Here is a 17,631-nt window from a genome sequence, read left to right as displayed (position 1 = left end):
CCCGGTATAGTTTTATATTACGTTTGCAATCGCAGTGTTATAGACACGGTAGCTGTGAGTAATTGAGGAATGCGCCAAGAAACAAGCGATCGCCTGATAATATCAATTACAGACTGTTCCTTAAAAGTAGAAGTCTGCTCATCTAACAACACCTGTCTGACTCGTCCCTTATTTATCTGCAACTCAAACACTAAATCCCCACCGGAATATATAAACAATGAGGCAGATTTTAAATGCTGAGTCAGAAGCGCAACCATTTGCTCATTTAATCCCGTCACACTCACAACCTGTAAACGCTCAACAGGATCAACTTTATCTACAAGTTCTTCTGCTTCTAATAAGTCTACATCCTCAAAATCTTCATCAAAACTACGGTAAGCTCTTTGTGCAAATTTCGGAGGTGAGGGTGCTTCACACAAAAAACTCTCTGCTTCCGGTGCGCCTGGAGATTCTACTCTCCGCTTACGTTGCAAAAACTCAGGCGCAGGAGATATTGCACTTACTTTGGGAGCAACAGCACTAACAGCACTCCCAAAAATACCTTGATAACTGATACCTTCAGCCATTTCTACAGGTACTTGCACAGAAACTGAACCCTGACGCGAATCAACTCGCACATCATCACTCACCGCCACAAAAGCCGTGTACTGCGACAACAGTTGATAAGTCAAAGCTGTATCCGTCACCGCTTCCACACCCAACTTAGTATCACCACTCACCATTTGATTCATTAATTCCTTGATGCGGGAACGTCCCCAAAGTTGAGCAATGGCGGGATTTCCTGCTTCCTCAAAGTCCAGGTTAAAGGTATGCTGATAACGTGTACCACCCGCAACAATTCCTGTAATGTGGAGTTTTCCCCCACGCGCATCAGGCTTTTTACCAAATAAAACTAACGGCTGTTCCGCAAACAAATCTGGTGGCGTAGTAGGATAGATAATTGGCGCATCACCATCGCCTTCCCATTGCAAATTAATGTTAGTCAAAACTGGATTATTAATTTGACGGTAGAATTTATCGACTACCTCATCCGTTGGTTCATCGTGGCGAATAATGTGAGATATACCCCTTCCTAATTCTGCAATGCGATTGAGTAAAAAGCGATTTACCGAACTACCTGCACCAAAACTATAAAGGCGGTATCTTGGTTGGAGATATCGTTGCACGTCAGAAAGAATTTGGTTTTCATTGCCAATATAACCATCCGTCAACAATACAATACTCCGCAAACGCACCGTATCTGTAACTGGGAAATTCAAAGCACTGAGAATACCCCGTGACATTTCCGTGCCGCCATTAGCAGTCAATCGATTAATATAATTGATGGCGCGTGTGCGATTTTGGGAATTATTAGAGAGGGGAACAGGCGATAGTTGCCGAGTCGTATCAGAGAAATCAATAATACTAAAAGTGTCATCAGGGTTAAGTCCATTAATAAAGCGGCGCATCAACTCTTGACATTGCATCAATGGCGCACCCATTTGTGAACCGGAAGTATCAATGAGAAACACCACATCTTTAGGAACCACCTGATCCTGACGATACTGAAGTGCAGGAATTAAATATAGTGCAAAATGTCCACCCCGTTCATCAGCTTGGCTGAGTACGGTAGCTTGAGTAGATTCGCCTGCGACTTGATAACGTAAAATCAAGTCTTTATTAGGAATTGTGTCCCCACCCGCTAATTTCACTAACACCCGCTTACCTTCATAAGCTACCTGAAGTTGGTGAGAAGGAGACTGGACATTCTGCACCTCAACCCCCGCATCAATTTCTACCGTTACATTAATATCATGGGGCGATCGCGTACCTGATGGTAAGATAGGTGCATTCAACCGTGAACCATCGGGAACTATATCTGTATCTTGATTTTGCGTCATCGGTGCAGTAGCCGAACCTACACCGCCTGCATTTCCATCAATTGGTATCCCTGGAATGTAACGGGGAGCAACCACCATCGGGAAAACAAACTCATAATTACCCGCCGTAAATTTCAGACTTTCAGAGTAGCGAATAATCACATCAATTTGCTCACCTGGTTGAATGTTAGCCAAGGATTGAGTAAAAATGTTGTCCCGTTCTTGTTCCAACAGTCCCGCAGTGCGTCCTTGCTGCTTGGCTTGTTCGTAGATTTGCTGTGCTTCTTGGCGTTTTTTAATACTACCTTTAATAGTCTTGTCGCCAATCTGAATCACCATATCATCAACAGCCGCCTCATCCGGTAATGGGAAAATATAAACAGCTTCTAACGTAGTTGTGAAAGGATTTTCAAAACTTTGGGTAACTTCTACCCGTGAGATATTCCCCGCAATTTTGGCTTGTACTTCAGTGTGCTTGAGGGGGAAAGCGATTTGCTGTTGTTCAGGCGTTTGAACATATAAGCCACCAGCTTGGCGTTCTAAAGGTTGAGTCATATAAGTTACCTCACGCTTTGATGTTATGTCTCTAGCGTAAGCGCGGTTACTCGGCAGATATGCTCAGTTTTGTGTTCAGTCAATGCTCAGTAGTTGGTTAATTAATTGAGCTACAAGGTGGGCTGAAATATTTTTAAAATATAGCTTGCTCAAAGTGATGACTATATGTATCATCGCTATATTATTAAGTTTGTATGTTCTAATCAGTATTAAGATGGCTTTAAGTATCCGATCAGCAAGGCAACTTCGTAGAATGCGACAGCGTGATCTAGCTGTTGCTGTTGGGATTTCCGTGCGGGAGTTAATGGAATTTGAACGGGGACTTACATTTCCCTCTAAAAATTTGCTTTATCGGATATCTGATTATCTGAATATGGATGCCGAGCAACTATTAGTTGCTCAAAATGAACTCTGTAAAAATCCCTTGACAGGTGAAGGATACGTCACAGCTTGCCCTGAGAACATAACAAAAATTTCACGTAAGAGACAGCCTGATCTGACAAAAAAACCTGTTCTTGACCTGTTTTGTGGAGTTGGAGGATTCTCATTTGGATTTGAGATGTGTGAGTTGTTTGAGGTGGTTGCAGGCATCGATATTCTTAGTGATCGATTACAAACTTTTTCATATAATCATGAGACTGCTAATGCTTATGGACAAGATATCCGCACTATTTCAACTGAGGTTTTAGAAACTGAGAATCCTCGTCCCTTCGTCATTATAGGTGGTTCACCATGCCAGGGTTTTTCATCTATTCGTCCGTTTCGGAACATAGAACGAAATGACCCAAGAAACAATCTAGTAGAAGAATTTTGTCGCATAGTTCATGATTTACAGCCAGAATGGTTAGTTTTTGAGAATGTGGTTGGTTTACTTACTTATCACAATAGACAAAATTTACAAGCTATTATACAAACTTTTGAGGAAATAGGTTATAGAACAAGCTATAAAGTGCTAAATGCTGCTTATTATGGATTACCACAGCGTCGTGAACGTTTAATCATAATTGGCAATAAACGAGGTAAACCATACAAATGGACTGAGCCTACACATTGGTGCGAACATCGAAGCATGGCTGGAAAACAAGAATGTGTTCTTAAACCGCCAGAAAAGCTATTTGCTAAAGATTTAAAGACTGCTGTCACTATAAATGAAGCAATTCATGATCTCCCCCAAGTTGAAGCTGGAAAACACGCTGTTGTCTATCGGGACGATATTAACCCTACGGAGTATGAAATTTTTATTCGTAATGGAGCACAGCAGTTAAAACTGCATGAAGCAACTGCACATTCTCCTCGAATGTTAGAAATAATTAGGCAAGCAGGAACAAATATTTACGCTTTGCCTGAAGGAACGGTTACAAGTGGCTTTAGCTCATGCTACAGTCGGTTAAATGGAAATGAGCCTAGTGTAACCTTAACCGTAAATTTTGTTCATCCGGCTTCAAATCGTTGTATTCATCCCTATCAAGATCGTGGCTTAACGCCAAGAGAAGGTGCACGCTTGCAAGGTTTTTTTGATACTTTTGAATTTATTGGTACACGATCTCAAATTGTTAAACAGATTGGGAACGCTGTGCCACCCCTATTAGGAAGTATCATAGCGCAAGGCATATTAGAAAGTGACTAATCTTGCTCAATAAGCTGCTGGTAACTTCGATATACTTTACCTTTTGGTGAAAGAGGAGCACGTTTTAAATCACAGTACACCACTTGAAGCACTTCCATACCTGTTGCATTAACCACAGCAGTTTTTCCAGAATCACCCTCTGTGTTACTGAGGTTGAAATGGTCTGTCAAAAGATAGCCACAGCGTATTTCCCAAATATAAGGTTTGACACCACGATTTTCTTTACCAATTATTAGAGAACCATCAGATTGGCAAAGTACATAACGACAGGTAAGATAATAACCCTCTTTAGCAAGATGTCCTTTGGGTTTATTAGTTTCAAGAGCCATTTTCAACTCAATATCAGGTACTTTTGGTGAGATACCAGTAGTGAGTAAATCTGGATATTTATGAGGCCCGTTACGTCTGAGTAAACCGTTGGAGTGCTTTGCTATAGCTGAGGCAAAAATATTTCCAATCATTGAAGATAAATTGGCTAGCTCAACTGTTTGGCTTAATGGAAAAACTTCTGCCGTCTCAAGAGTTGCATCTATCTGGTCAAGCAATTTATATGTGTCCCGAATTGCTTGCCGTAATATATCAGGGCTTAAACCAATTTTTTCTAGTACATTTGCATTTACAAAGTAGCCTAAATCAGATGCACGCATCACTCTACCTCCTGTTCAAACTGCAACAATTCAGCAGCTGAGACATCAAGAGCATGAGCAATTTTTTGAATGTTAATCAGACTGATGTTACGTTCACCTCTCTCAACACCACCTATATAGGTTCTATCTAGTCCTGCTGCAAGTGCTAAAGCTTCTTGTGAAAGACCACAAGTTTGACGGAGAGCACGTACACGTTCTCCAAAAAGCATTAAAATCACTTTCTTTTTGTTAGGCTGCGTCATAATGCAGCAGTAAACTTTAAAAGATGACTATAAGTCTACGGACTATAAGTATCTTAATTTTTGGTATTACAGATTTTGAAGATGCTGTACAAATTGCTTGTGCGATCGCTCAAAATTTAGATGCAATTGTGACTCGTGATACTAAATTTGCAGGTGTTTCGATCCCTGTATTGTCTGTGAGTCAGATATTACAACAGCTCTCTTTAAGTCAAAATAGAGACGATTTGCTCAGTTAACAGATATATGTCAAACTCGCTCAAAGCATCAACAACTGGACTGGGAATTGTAGACAAGGCGCGAAAACGTCTTGGTTGGACGAAAACTAGTACGGCGCGTTGGTGGCAAGATGCTCACACTTCTAGAGCTACTTTACGGCGATTTTGGCAGGGCGATCGCATTCAACAAGAAATTTTTATCGCTATCTGTCAGGCTGTTGACATTAACGATTGGCAAAGTATCGCAGAAATGCCTAACGCAGACTTCGAGGAAGTCTCTACACAATACCTCGACTGGGATGAAGCACCTGATGTTGAAAGTTTTTACGGACGTAATCAAGAATTAACTCAGTTAGAAGAATGGATTGTAGCCCATCGCTGTAAACTAATCATCATCACAGGGATTGCTGGCATTGGTAAAACGGCTCTAGCTCTGGCTTTGGCTGATTATCTTCAGTTACAATTTGATGGCTTAATTTGGAAAACGCTTTATTCCGCGCCATCCCTGGTTTCGCTGTTAGATGGACTTCTCCACACCTTTAAGCAAACTCCGGTTGATGATATTCCCTCAGATACCGCAAAACTCATTCACCATCTGCAACAGCGTCGGTATTTATTAATACTTGATGGATGGGATGAATCAGAAAAACACTATCATCAATTTATCCAGCAATTAAGCCGCGCTCATCATCAAAGTTGCATTATCCTCACCAGTCGTCAGCAACCAAACATTATTGAATCGAATACAAAAACAGTTCGCAGTCTCACGTTAACAGGATTACCAAAAGACGATGCCATCAAACTATTACAGGCTCAACAATCAGTAGTCAAAATTTCTCTTCCCAGTCCCCAGTCCCCAGTCCCTAGTACCCAATTCACAGGTAAGGAAATCGGACTATCACCCTTAATTCAACTTTATCGCGGCAATCCTTTGGCACTCAAACTAGTTACGCCATTGATTCAGTCGGTGTTTGGTGGGAATATTGCGGCTTTTCTGAGTCAAAATACGATAGTAATTGGCGATCGCTTGCGTGGTATCTTCAAGCAACAGTTTGAGCAACTGTGTGATTTAGAACAAAGTATTCTCTATTGGTTAGCAATTTGGCAACAACCAATTTCTTTTAGCCGCTTGCAAACTCATTTACTCATTTCTCTCGACCCAGCTACAATTTTAGATGCTATTGTCAGCTTAGAAAGGCGATCGCTTTTAGAAAAATGGATTTGTAGTGATGCACCAGCTTTTACCTTACAACCACTGGTGATGAAAATTGTCACCGATGAATTAGTAGAACGTGCAACTCAAGAGATAATTCTGGTAATGCAGAGTCAAGATATCGCTGATTTTAAAGTGCTGCGAACCCATTGGTTATTGCGTCCTGGTAGTGATGATATTGTAGGTGATCGCATTTTGCATCAAATACAAGAAAAACTCTGGCAGATTTATGGAGCAAATCTCGTACAAAATCTCCAGCAAATTCTATTACTTTTAAATGATAAATCCCCTTTAGCAATTGGTTATATTGCTTGTAATATCACAACCATTATTAAACGATTAGGATAGATAATATAACTACCAAATTTTAGACATATTCAAGGAAAATCCTGGTAAAACTGGATCTGCGCTAACTGTCTCAGGATTTTCTAAACATTCTTCTGGTTGATGAGGACGATAAATATAAACTTGGCGGTGTTTGCGGTCGATTAAAAAACCTAACTGTACCCCTGGCTCTTGCATATATTCTGCCATTTTATCTTTGAGGGGTTGGAGATTATCGCTAGGCGATCGCAATTCAATGACAAAATTAGGACAAATCGGTGCAAATCTTTGTTGTTGTTCTGATGATAAAGCATTCCATCGTTCTAATTTCATCCAAGAAGCATCAGGAGAGCGTTTTGCACCCGTAGATAATGTAAAGCCTGTACTGGAGTCAAAACAAATACCTGTACCGTCTTTTTCTGACCAAACTCCTACCTGTAAAGCTACATTAAAGTTGCGATTTCCTGTTTCTGAACCCGTAGGCGGCATAATTGAAATTTCTCCGAACTGATTCATTTCAATGCGTAAGTCACGGTTGACTTGACAGAAATCAAAGAATTGTTCATCTGTCATTTGCATTGATGCTGGCATTTGAAGTAATAAGGGATCTGAAAGCATAATGCTTGGGCGACTGGCTTTATTTTTATTCTCACGCATAGACGCGGTAGCGGCTTCTCGAAGAATAGGCGCAAAGTCGCTAAGAATAGAGTCTTGCAACTTTGCGCCTTGATACAAAATTTTAATGGGACTTTAGCATACTCAGTACTGATTGCTGAATGCCTTAACTCAGCACTCAGCACTTTCAACTCAGCACTCATTACTTGTTAGGTTGAGGAGTTAACCGCAAATAGGGTTTGACTACTTCGTAACCTTTGGGGAATTTTTCTTTTAAGACTTCGGGGTCTTTGAGAGAGGGGACGATAACAACCTTATCACCATCTTTCCAGTCTGCTGGGGTGGCTACGCTGTAGTTATCAGTGAGTTGCAAGGAATCAATTACTCGCAACAGTTCATCAAAGTTACGTCCAGTGCTGGGAGGATAGGTGAAGGTGAGACGCAGTTTTTTGCTGGGATCAATTACAAACACAGAACGCACTGTTACTGCTGCGTTAGCGTTGGGATGAATCATGTCGTAAAGGTCGGAAACTTTACGATCTGCGTCTGCCAAAATGGGGTAATTAAGGGTGGTGCTTTGAGTTTCTTCGATGTCGCCTACCCAGCCTTTGTGAGATTCTACATCATCAACGCTGAGAGCGATCGCTTTCACGTTACGCTTGTCAAATTCTGGCTTGAGTTTCGCAACTGTACCTAATTCAGTTGTACAAACAGGTGTGAAGTCAGCAGGGTGAGAAAACAGCACCACCCAGCTATCACCAGCCCATTCGTAAAAATCTATGTCGCCATGTGTAGAAGCTTGTGTAAAGTTTGGTACTGTATCACCAAGACGGAGAGCCATAAGAGATTCCCTGTAGATAAAGAGGCAGATGTAGTCTACTTTGCCATCATCCCATAAAACATCGGTTTCCCTATCGACTTTTAGCTATTTGTTACAAAATTTTAATTTTTTAGCACAGAGGCAGGGAGAGATGCAGTGTAACTAGATGCGGCTTGATTATTATACAGATATAAGGTTTATCTTTTACACTCCATCAATTAACTGAAAATTAACTTTTTGATCGCACAATAGAAGCAGAATTTACCACTTGATTGCCAAGATTACTAGATTACTCTTGATTCTGGGAGAAGTGCATGGTTTTTCAAAGGTCGCGGTTCGCCACTCATCTTGTAGTAATCTCTGCTTTAGTGTTCATGACGGGATGTAACACTGACCCAAATTCCGAGAATAATTTTACCGGGTTAACAGTCAAGTTACTGGTTGGTAGTGCTTTGGGTGACTTTTGCAATCAAGCGGCGAAAAATTTTAATACGACTCAACCAAAGCTAGATAATGGTACAGCTTTTCAAGTGAAATGCGAGTCTTTGGGTAGTGGCGATGTCGTGACCAAGGTAGTGGCTTTAGCAGAACAGTTGCAAAAGGGGACAGTACAAGCCGACGCAGCAGATTTTCCCACAATTATTTCTCTGGATGGTGACATATATCACAGTCAGTTAATTTACCGGATGAATCAACTGTTTCCGGGGAAAAATTACATCCCAGAAATCACAGAGTCGTCACTGGTTGCGAACACACCAATGGTATTTATGGCGCAAGCTGACATCGCCAGTGGTTTGCGGAAGGTTGCAGATCCTTACAAAGCTTTGGTGACGGCTAAAACTCACCGTGATATTGACCCAACTTCGCCACCTGTGACAGTTCATTATGTACATTCTGCCCCGACTCGTTCTAATTCTGGGCTGCAAACATTGGTAGCTCAATACGCCAGTGTATCAGGTAAGCGTCCTGAAGAAATCACAGTGGCGGATGTGCAGCAATTTCAACCCCAAATTCAGCAAATTCAAAGCAAGATTACTCGTTACGGGGTTTCGACTAATTCTCTCGCCCAAGCGATGGTGAAGAATGGGCCTTTTTGGGCTTCCGTTGGTTCAGTATATGAATCGAGTGTAATTGTAGCCAATTCTGGTTTAGCAACAGGACAGCAACGTTATCAAGCAGTTTATCCCAAAGCTACTTTTACTTCTAATATGCGGGCGATTATCCCGAATGCACCTTGGGTCAGCGCCGATGAAAAGGCGGCTGCGGAAAAGTTTATCACTTATTGGCGATCGCCAGAAACACAAAAAATTGCCACCGATTTGGGTTTACGTCCCGGAACTCCTGGTGTAGCTTTGGGTGCTAAGTTCAGTCCCGACTTTGGTGTAGAACCCCAAGCTAAATATGATTCACTGCGTCCACCAAAGCCAGAAGTTGTCGATGCAATGTTGAAATCTTGGCAAGAATTGGCAAAAAAACCTTCTTTAGTGGTGGTTGTTGTTGATTCTTCTGGTTCCATGTCGGGTGATAAATTACCAGCAGTCCAAAATACTTTACAAAACTATATTAAGAACTTGGGGCCAAAAGAGCAAATTGCCTTGATTGATTTTGACTCAATAATTCGTCCACCTGTATTAGTTGATGGTACACCCCAAGGACGCGATCGCGGTTGGCAATTCATCAATGAACTGCGGGCTGATGGCGGCACAAAATTATATGATGCGGCTTTAGAAGCAAGAAATTGGCTACAAAAAAATCTGCGTCAAGATGCCATTAACGCTGTGTTGATATTAACTGATGGTGAAGATGCTGGTTCAAAGATTAGATTAAATGAGTTAGAAGCAGAATTGAAAAAAAGCGGTTTTGCAACTGACCAAAGAATTAGCTTTTTTACGATTGGCTATGGTAAGGAAGGTGAATTTAAACCAGATGTTTTAAAAGCAATTGCCGAGTTAAATGGAGGATATTATTCTCAAGGCAATCCTGAGACAATTTCGCAGGTCATGTCAAACTTACAGGTGGAGTTTTAAACGCCAAAGTACGCGGAGTTTTTTATGGTGAAGTTAGTCAATCCTTTGTATTATCCAGTGGCTGTTTTAGTTGGTGGTTTGACTTTATTTGTTGGGGTACGTTTGGGGAATTTGTCTAGTTTGATGATGCTACCTGTGGCGACTGGTGTGGCGGTGGCTGGTGCAAGTTTTTTCAAGTATCGTGAAGGTGAGGTATTAGAGTTAGATAATCCAGCTTTAGAACGGGAAATATTAACAGTTAAATCATCGGCTTTGGCTTTAGCAAATCAAGCTAATGCTATGCGGTTAGAGGTGCAGAAATTATTAACTGATACCTTTCATGTGGAACTGTTGACAACAATTTTAATGAGTTGCGATCGCGCCGCCGAACTTCCAGCTAAACTTGATAAATTAGGAGTTAGTCTACATCATACAAATTCACTCCTTTCTATCGAAGCTCTACAACAGCAACTTACAGAAGTCAAAACCAAATTACCAGCTAGTTCTGGTGTAGCTAAACGACATCTGAATCAGTTAGCAGAAAGTCTGAAACGTAATATAGAACTAGCACAAGAAGGTGAAGATAGTCGTCTAGCCAGAGTTATCAATATTGCTACTCTCATTCAAGATTTTGCTGGCGTATTGCAAAAACTCCAAACAAGATTACGTACATCTGATTTAAGTGATGCAGAACAGATTAATGGTTTGCAATTAATTGCTGATGAACTCAATAGCCTTGCAGAAAATCTGGATTTAGTAGTATAGCCTTTCCTAGTCTGCTGAGGTGCAAATTTATCTGTGTCCATCTGCGGTTAATTATTCTTGCTTGTACTTCACTAGAAAAAGAAAGGCTATAAGACAGTGAAGTTGTAATTTCAGGAATCAAAGCGGATTCCTAATATATGCAGAAAAAAATCAGCCATCTCAAAAAATTTACCTTTGTTGTCATCTTTGCAGAGTCGTTGATAGTTATCCCTATGTTGGTATTGACGCTGGGTAAATCAATTAACTTAAAATGTCACCGACTTGAACCTAATTATGTCAAATGTCAGCAGCAGGTTAGCCATTTATATGGTTTATGGTCAAATACATCTACATCATTTAGATTAACGGATGTGGAGCTAGAAGAGTATGTCTTTAAAGAAGATTTACCTGAAGGAACTTATATTTACCTCAAAACTAATAATCAAGGAGAAGAGCTATATTTTTACGGGAGTAATTTAAAAACAGCATTAGCAGATAAAGAACGACTAGAAACACTACTAAGTAATAGTGGTCAAGCATCCTTAGAAATCACAGTTAAAGATACTTATTGGAGTGCTTTGGATTTTCTGAAAAATTTAGTAGGTCTCAACATTAGTATTATCTTTTCGATAGCTTTATTCTTCTTAATTATTCTGATTATGTTCGCTTTGATACTAGTTACTGCAAGCCACTTTTTTAACAAAACAAAATAATATGAAAAGCAAAAAATCTCAATTCAACCGCAGAAAACAAGTTTTTACTTCTGTAACTATTATCGCAGCTGCATTAGGTTTAACCTACGCGCCAATTCCTGGTTTACAGCAAACAGTGGTCATTGTTAGCGGGACAGAATTACAAGAACCACTGCAACAACTAGAAGCTAAATTTGAGCAAGCAAACCCTAATATCAAGTTAGAACTCAAATTTCAGGGTTCACAAGATATGGTGAACAATTATGTTGACCAGAAAAATGATTTTAAACCTGCGGTGTTAATTCCAGCCAATGGAGAAATTTTAACAGAATTAAGCGATCGCCTCCGCAGCACCACCCAAACCGAACCCTTTTATGAAACTCCTCAACCACTGGCTAAAACCTTACTTGTAGGTATTGCTTGGCCAGAACGGGGTAAAGTCCTTTTTCCCAATGGACGCTTTCAATGGTCAAAACTAGAACAAGCAATGCAAGCTGGTAACTGGGGAAAAGTTGGCGGTTCAAGTAACTGGGGTAGTTTTGATTTTGTCACCACCGACCCCACGCGGTCTAATAGCGGTCAGTTAACTTTGAACTTGTGGACACAATCAAAATTAGGTGGTGTTATTAACGCCGATAGTTTTAATAATTCCTCAGTCCAAGAACTATTTAGTTTAATCAAAAAATCAGTTTATCAACCGCCTCGTTCTACAGATATTCTTCTACAAGAATTTATTGTTAGAGGTGCTAATGATGCTGATGTCGCTACTGTCTATGAAAGTGTAGCTTTATATCGTTGGCAACAATCAGCCGCCAGTAAAGGCAAACCATACCAAGTTTATTATTTAGACCCATCAATTGAAACTACCGCCACCGCCGCCATTGTCCGACGAGACGTAGACGCAGGGACAGCAAAAGCCGCCAAACAATTTTTAGACTTTCTCACCCAACCAGAACAACAAGCAGTATTTGTGCGGTATGGTTTTCGTCCGGTAAATCATAATATTGATTTAAAGACTGTGCCGAATAGTCCGTGGAATCAAAATATTCCTGGCGTAGAAGTTAAGCCGAGTGTGAAAATTCTTCCACCAGCAGATAGTAAAACAATTACAGAAATTCAACGTCAATGGGAAAGGACGAATTAAAAAATGAAATTAATTAAGGGATTGATATTATTTTTTGTGATATTCGTTTTACCTGTAGGGATTTCCGTCTGTTTCTCAGAAAGTGAATTTATCTTCTATCCTTTAATTGATACTCAATTACCTCCAGGTTTTACAATGCAGAAGTTCGAGAGTATCAAACCAGGAATGACGAAAGCTGAAGTATCAAAAATTTTACCAGCACAGAAGTATTCATCAGAGGATGACAGTTCTTGGCATTATGGCCAAGATGGTGCAGCACCTTTTGGGGATTTTGCGTGGTTTGAGTTTATCATCCGCTTTAATGCAGAAGGAAAAGTGATCAAAACAGAACGGCAACAATTTAATGACTAAGTTTTCCCAATTCCATGAATTTATAGCCAATTACCTACTAAAACGTAAGGAGACCAATAAAAAGGATGCCTATAATTAGGGTCTGCTAAAAGCAGAAGTTGAGCGCGTTTTAAAGCTTCTGCTTTAGTCTCTTTGCTATTAGCAAACTGTTTATAAAACTCTCCCATAATCATGGCAGTACCTTGATCATCAACACTCCATAATGTTGCTAATGTACTACGCGCCCCAGAACGCAGTGCAAATCCAGCAATTCCTAAACCAGCCCGTTTATCGCCAGTAGCGGTTTGACAAGCACTCAAAACTAATAGCTCGATCGCATTTCTTTGGCTATTCTCTCTAGTTTGCAATAATGAACTTAATTCGTTAACATTGACGCGATCGCCGACTAAGGTGAGGTCTTTAGTTTGCGAATCTTTCCAAGTCAAAATAAAGGTATCTTCGGCGTTAGAAGCAAATTGACCATGTGTCGCCAGATGAACTACCGGTGCGCCAAATGACTTGATGATTTTTTCTAAGGCAATTTTAGTAAATTGACTATCTAGCAGGACTCGCGCTGGTACTTGTTGTTTAATAGAGTTAATCTCTTCTGCAACACTGGGTAGTCCTTCAAAGTTACCGATGGCTTCTGTGATTCCGGCTGCAATAGTGCGCGGTTTTTCTCTGCTTAAAGAACGAGTCGGTAATAGGTGTAACCCTGGTGTGAGTGCAATGTTATAGCCTTTCTGAATCAAATATTCTTTTCCATCATGAAGTGCGGCCATTGGGACACTCCGCAATGCGCCATCTAAGACAAACACGAGGTTTTCTACTTTGTGTGCTTGCAATTGGGGTTCGATATCTTTAATCAACCAGTTATAAACTTTTTGGGAAATCGGCAAAAATTCCCGCGTTGAACGTGTCACCAATTTTGCCCGTAGTTCTTGAATGGTCTTTTCTACTTCGGTTTGAGAAACTGGAATGGGTTTGGGGCGTAATAATAAGTTTTGTTTTTGGTTTTGAGCTTTGTTAGGTAAAGAAACAATTACCTCTAAGCGATCGCGTAAAATAATCGGATAAATGACTGCGGCTTTAGGATCAATTTCGTCAATCTGCACAGGTTTAGCATCTAAACAAGCTGTGCGAAAAAAGTTATCTAACTCCGCTAATTGCAGTGATTCAATAACATCCCTAGCAGTTTTGAGATTTTCTTGACTGGCTGCGGAATCTTCTTGATAGGGCGAATTTTGCAGCAATAAACTCACGAGTTCCCGATAAACCGGTTCTACTCCCTCTTGAAAGGAGAATTGGACTTCCCGGTTAATCGCTACTAAATCACTCCGCAATAATTTGAGAATATTCACCGCTTTGGTGTAAGCTGCGATCGCCGCTTGTTCGTTACGTCGCGGATTATCTTGCGCCTTAAGAATCCTGCCTAATTGCCAATGCCAACGATAAGCAATATCAGCAGCACCAATTCCTTCCGCCAATTTTAAAGCTTCCTGAGTCAATTGTTGGGCTTCTTGCCACTGGTGGGTTTGCTCGTATAAATTACCTAATGCCCCTAAAGCATAAGCTTCTGCACGCCTATCCTTGAGGATTTTAGCTTGGTCAACTGCACTGGCAATCATTTGGGCGATCGCTTTCCATTCTACATTTTCCCCGGTTAATTGCACAGTTTCGAGGTTTTTGACATTACTAAAACTCCCATCGACTAATATCTCATTTTTGGGACAATTAGCATTCATTCCCATCCTCATAGGTTCAGTTAATTGTTTCAAACAAGTCAAACTCTGAGCAAAGTGAATCCGCGCATATATAGTTGTGCGATTTGCTGGTACAGCATCGAGTTGTTGGTGAATTTCTGGCAACAAACTTTGGACTTGCTGCCATTTTTGCTGATCCATTAATAGGCGCATTTGATTCAGTTTTGCCTGCAACCGAGTTAACGGTGATTTAGCTAGGGTAGCTTTAGTGTAATAATCTAAAGCATCGGCAAGTCTTTGGCTTTTCTCTTCAGGATTCTGCCCTAAACTTAAAGCTTGAGCAGTGTTTCCTAAACTCAAATGAATGTCGGGTATTAATTGTGGATATACTTGTGCAGCTAGGGATAAACTTTTCTCTAATACTTGCAAAGAACCAAGGTTTTCTATTACTGTTCCCTCAGCATTTTTTTGAGTTAAATCACCCATCAACCGCAAAGTATTACCTAAATTCAGTAGTCCCATCACTTTTAGGGGAGAAGTTGGTTGTTTTTCGAGTAATTCATTTACCTGAATTAAAGTAATTCTTGCCCGACGATATAATCCTAATGCTTGTAATGCTTGAGTTTGATTTAGTTGGCTACCAATTTTCCCAGCATCATCACCCAATTTAGTATAAATAGCTGTTGCTTGCTCCCAACTGGTTAATGCTTCTTGGGAATGTCCTGATGCTAATTGTATTTGTCCTTGAGTGTTCCAAGCTTGGGCAAGTATTGATAAATAGTCTGACGAATTTCTTTGCGCCACTATTTTTAATAGTGCCAAACTGTCAGCGATCGCTTTTTGCGCTTGGGGTAATTGTCCAATTTGCTGTTCTGCCAATGCCAGATAATTTAAGGCTAGGGCTTGATTGAGATGATCGGTTTGTGCTTGAAAGCCTCCCGCCGCTTGCTGAAACAATTTAGCCGCTTCGCTAAAATTTTCAGTTCGGTAAAGTTGCATCCCTTCTTCTAAAGTTTGTTGGGGATTTGCTGACAACAGAGTTTCTGTGATGGGTGTAGTCACATTTTGTATCGCAACTTGGTAAGAGTTGGGAATCAGGGCAACTGGCTGAGTCATTTGTGATATTGTCGCAAAAATAATTAGTGCAGACATAATTTTTAAATTCGTAATTTAACCAGACAAAAAATATTTGATCAGCAGAAGGAATAAGTTAAACCTGACTTGAGATTACCGGGTTTCGACACTTCGACAAGCTCAGTGCATCGCTTCGCTCAACCCTCTTCTAGCAAGCTTGTTGAGCATTGAGCGACTTGCCTTGAGCGTAGTCGTTCGCGTTAGCGTCTCCGCAGGAGAAAGGAGTCGAAATACGTCTTCTAAGTAATTTTTAAAAGTCTTTTTTCTTATTCAAACTTCAAATTTCAGACTTCCTAAAACGGTTGAGTATAAACTAAAGAAAAATACAAACCATTTTCCTGCAAAGTATTATTCTGAGAATTAGCATCAATTAAAGGGATACCCCAATCAAATCGGGCATTAATGCGATCGCTTTGCCATAGTAATCCCAAACCAACAGAAGCTAGGCTATTAGGATCAGGATCAGCACGATTGGAACTGTTGTAAGCAGTACCATAATCAATAAATGGTGTTAATTGTAATACACCTCCTAATTGCGGGGCGCGGAGAATCGGATAACGTAATTCAGCCGACACAAAAACTGCATTATCTGTCAAAAGTAAATCTTGGCGATAGCCCCGGACTGTTGCTTGACCACCCAAACCAAACTGTTCTAGGGGTACTAATGCTCTGTCGGCTAATTGAGCATCGGCTCGTAATACAAGTAAAGTTTCCGGTGCTAACAGGCGTACCCATTGGGCTTGTCCCCGCCAAGAGAAAAACCTGCTATCTGGTGGTGCGCCACTGTTGGTAACATCAAAGGCATCGATTCCAAAACTAAATTGCGATCGCGCTGCAAATACTTCTCTACTATTGCGTTGTGTCCAATCTTGAAAAAATCGCAGCACCGAAAGCCGAGTTTGACCATCCACAGACCCCGGTGAAGGAAAGGGAACACGTTCCCCAACTAAAGCTTCTAAATAGCCAATATCACTGTTACGCCGATTGGCTGTAATTCCCAAGGCAAATTCTGTGGTAGGAGTTTGCAACAGTGGTTGGCGAAAGGTAATGGCAAAGTCTTGGGATCTACCTTCAATATTTAAAAAATCAAAAGGTTCTTCTACAACATTGCTAGTGGTGTAGTTATATTGAAACTGCACAGTCCCATTGTAGGGATTAACTGGTAATGTGTAGCTAACATCAACATCATTACTGCCATCGGTGTTGGCATAAGCAACAGAAAGTCCATCACCTAATCCCAATAAATTGGCTTGGTTAAATTGAATTTGTCTCTGAAAACTGCCAATACTCGGAACTCGATTATTATTAAAATTCACCTGGGCGCTGAAGGTTGAATTTTCAGATGCCCTGATATCAATTACACTAGTCCCTGGACGAGAACCAGCCGCCAACTCCGCCGAAATATTTTTAATTAAAGGATTTAGTTGTAATAGTTGCAGTGCTTGGAGTAACTTGTTGACGTTTAAGGGTTTGCCTGTAGCTACAGCAATGCGACTCCGCACATAATCCGGGTTGAGTCGTTTGAGTCCCCTAACTTCTATGCTTTCTACACTACCTTCAATCACTTGAATTGTGACAACACCACCCCTAGTCTTGAAGGTTTGATCAGCCGGGATAAATGCTCCCGAAGAAATGTAACCTTTATCTGTATAGAACCCATTTGGGATCTAGTATACTGATAAAATAACAGTATGTTTTGTCACTTATGTATTTAAGCAGTTTAACAGATGAAGAGTGGCTAATTATTGAACCATTATTACC

The 17,631-nt window shown here is 40.6% G+C and carries 15 protein-coding genes; 8 read left to right on the top strand and 7 right to left on the bottom strand.

Annotated features, from left to right (window positions below):
• Positions 1–17: 17 nt before the first annotated feature.
• Positions 18–2,414: a VIT domain-containing protein gene (locus H6G79_RS28240; RefSeq protein WP_190593654.1), complete on the bottom strand. Its 2,397-nt coding sequence runs from the start codon at positions 2,412–2,414 to the stop codon at positions 18–20.
• Positions 2,415–2,571: 157 nt separating this feature from the next.
• Between H6G79_RS28240 and dcm the strand changes: the two genes are divergently transcribed.
• Entirely contained in the window at positions 2,572–4,041 is a 1,470-nt protein-coding gene (dcm, locus tag H6G79_RS28235) for a DNA (cytosine-5-)-methyltransferase (RefSeq protein WP_313934572.1), read from the top strand.
• Here dcm and H6G79_RS28230 read toward each other — a convergent pair.
• Positions 4,038–4,688, bottom strand: a complete 651-nt coding sequence (locus tag H6G79_RS28230; protein ID WP_190593658.1) for a hypothetical protein — start codon at positions 4,686–4,688, stop codon at positions 4,038–4,040. The genes dcm and H6G79_RS28230 overlap by 4 nt on opposite strands.
• A complete protein-coding gene (locus tag H6G79_RS28225) occupies positions 4,688–4,930 on the bottom strand; it encodes a helix-turn-helix domain-containing protein (protein ID WP_190593660.1) in 243 nt (80 codons plus the stop codon). Before H6G79_RS28225 ends, H6G79_RS28230 begins: the two co-directional genes overlap by 1 nt.
• A 23-nt stretch (positions 4,931–4,953) precedes the next feature.
• Here H6G79_RS28225 and H6G79_RS28220 point away from each other — a divergent pair, with 23 nt between their 5' ends.
• The gene (locus H6G79_RS28220; RefSeq protein WP_199331690.1) at positions 4,954–5,166 is read left to right on the top strand and encodes a PIN domain-containing protein; all 213 of its coding nucleotides are present in this window, start codon (positions 4,954–4,956) and stop codon (positions 5,164–5,166) included.
• A 7-nt stretch (positions 5,167–5,173) separates the two neighbouring features.
• Positions 5,174–6,706 (top strand): NB-ARC domain-containing protein, encoded by a 1,533-nt coding sequence (locus H6G79_RS28215; RefSeq protein WP_190593662.1) that lies wholly within the window; start codon positions 5,174–5,176, stop codon positions 6,704–6,706.
• Positions 6,707–6,715: 9 nt separating this feature from the next.
• Here H6G79_RS28215 and H6G79_RS28210 read toward each other — a convergent pair whose 3' ends face one another.
• Together H6G79_RS28210 and H6G79_RS28205 are read right to left on the bottom strand one after the other, a co-directional pair.
• Entirely contained in the window at positions 6,716–7,300 is a 585-nt protein-coding gene (locus tag H6G79_RS28210; protein WP_190593719.1) for a Uma2 family endonuclease, read from the bottom strand.
• Positions 7,301–7,499: 199 nt separating this feature from the next.
• The gene (locus H6G79_RS28205) at positions 7,500–8,138 is read right to left on the bottom strand and encodes a peroxiredoxin (RefSeq protein ID WP_190593664.1); all 639 of its coding nucleotides are present in this window, start codon (positions 8,136–8,138) and stop codon (positions 7,500–7,502) included.
• Between the two features lie 293 nt (positions 8,139–8,431).
• On the opposite strand from H6G79_RS28205, the gene H6G79_RS28200 reads away from it, so the two are divergent.
• From H6G79_RS28200 to H6G79_RS28180, 5 genes are all read left to right on the top strand, one after another.
• Positions 8,432–10,144, top strand: a complete 1,713-nt coding sequence (locus H6G79_RS28200; RefSeq protein WP_190593666.1) for a VWA domain-containing protein — start codon at positions 8,432–8,434, stop codon at positions 10,142–10,144.
• A 24-nt stretch (positions 10,145–10,168) separates the two neighbouring features.
• Complete coding sequence (locus H6G79_RS28195; protein ID WP_190593668.1) at positions 10,169–10,888, top strand: hypothetical protein; 720 nt, start codon at positions 10,169–10,171, stop codon at positions 10,886–10,888.
• Positions 10,889–11,025: 137 nt separating this feature from the next.
• A complete protein-coding gene (locus H6G79_RS28190) occupies positions 11,026–11,580 on the top strand; it encodes a hypothetical protein (protein ID WP_190593670.1) in 555 nt (184 codons plus the stop codon).
• A 1-nt stretch (position 11,581) separates the two neighbouring features.
• Complete coding sequence (locus H6G79_RS28185) at positions 11,582–12,703, top strand: substrate-binding domain-containing protein (protein WP_190593672.1); 1,122 nt, start codon at positions 11,582–11,584, stop codon at positions 12,701–12,703.
• A gap of 3 nt (positions 12,704–12,706) precedes the next feature.
• Entirely contained in the window at positions 12,707–13,054 is a 348-nt protein-coding gene (locus H6G79_RS28180) for a hypothetical protein (RefSeq protein ID WP_242048595.1), read from the top strand.
• Between the two features lie 20 nt (positions 13,055–13,074).
• Here the strand turns inward: H6G79_RS28180 and H6G79_RS28175 are convergent, their stop codons facing one another.
• A complete protein-coding gene (locus H6G79_RS28175) occupies positions 13,075–15,888 on the bottom strand; it encodes a CHAT domain-containing protein (protein ID WP_190593674.1) in 2,814 nt (937 codons plus the stop codon).
• Positions 15,889–16,163: 275 nt separating this feature from the next.
• Positions 16,164–17,435, bottom strand: coding sequence for a ShlB/FhaC/HecB family hemolysin secretion/activation protein (locus H6G79_RS28170; protein ID WP_313934560.1), 1,272 nt, complete (start codon positions 17,433–17,435; stop codon positions 16,164–16,166).
• Between the last annotated feature and the right edge of the window lie 196 nt (positions 17,436–17,631).

Origin of the sequence: Anabaena sp. FACHB-83 (assembly GCF_014697485.1) — a bacterium.
Classification (GTDB): domain Bacteria; phylum Cyanobacteriota; class Cyanobacteriia; order Cyanobacteriales; family Nostocaceae; genus Nostoc_B.
This window is presented reverse-complemented; position numbering and strand designations above follow the sequence as displayed.

Bases quoted from the DNA above. Each gene is read 5' to 3' on its own strand.
- H6G79_RS28240 (WP_190593654.1), bottom strand. From the start codon at position 2,414: ATGACTCAACCTTTAGAACGCCAAGCTGGTGGCTTATATGTTCAAACG.
- dcm (WP_313934572.1), top strand. From the start codon at position 2,572: ATGACTATATGTATCATCGCTATATTATTAAGTTTGTATGTTCTAATC.
- H6G79_RS28230 (WP_190593658.1), bottom strand. From the start codon at position 4,688: ATGCGTGCATCTGATTTAGGCTACTTTGTAAATGCAAATGTACTAGAA.
- H6G79_RS28225 (WP_190593660.1), bottom strand. From the start codon at position 4,930: ATGACGCAGCCTAACAAAAAGAAAGTGATTTTAATGCTTTTTGGAGAA.
- H6G79_RS28220 (WP_199331690.1), top strand. From the start codon at position 4,954: ATGACTATAAGTCTACGGACTATAAGTATCTTAATTTTTGGTATTACA.
- H6G79_RS28215 (WP_190593662.1), top strand. From the start codon at position 5,174: ATGTCAAACTCGCTCAAAGCATCAACAACTGGACTGGGAATTGTAGAC.
- H6G79_RS28210 (WP_190593719.1), bottom strand. From the start codon at position 7,300: ATGCTTTCAGATCCCTTATTACTTCAAATGCCAGCATCAATGCAAATG.
- H6G79_RS28205 (WP_190593664.1), bottom strand. From the start codon at position 8,138: ATGGCTCTCCGTCTTGGTGATACAGTACCAAACTTTACACAAGCTTCT.
- H6G79_RS28200 (WP_190593666.1), top strand. From the start codon at position 8,432: ATGGTTTTTCAAAGGTCGCGGTTCGCCACTCATCTTGTAGTAATCTCT.
- H6G79_RS28195 (WP_190593668.1), top strand. From the start codon at position 10,169: ATGGTGAAGTTAGTCAATCCTTTGTATTATCCAGTGGCTGTTTTAGTT.
- H6G79_RS28190 (WP_190593670.1), top strand. From the start codon at position 11,026: ATGCAGAAAAAAATCAGCCATCTCAAAAAATTTACCTTTGTTGTCATC.
- H6G79_RS28185 (WP_190593672.1), top strand. From the start codon at position 11,582: ATGAAAAGCAAAAAATCTCAATTCAACCGCAGAAAACAAGTTTTTACT.
- H6G79_RS28180 (WP_242048595.1), top strand. From the start codon at position 12,707: ATGAAATTAATTAAGGGATTGATATTATTTTTTGTGATATTCGTTTTA.
- H6G79_RS28175 (WP_190593674.1), bottom strand. From the start codon at position 15,888: ATGTCTGCACTAATTATTTTTGCGACAATATCACAAATGACTCAGCCA.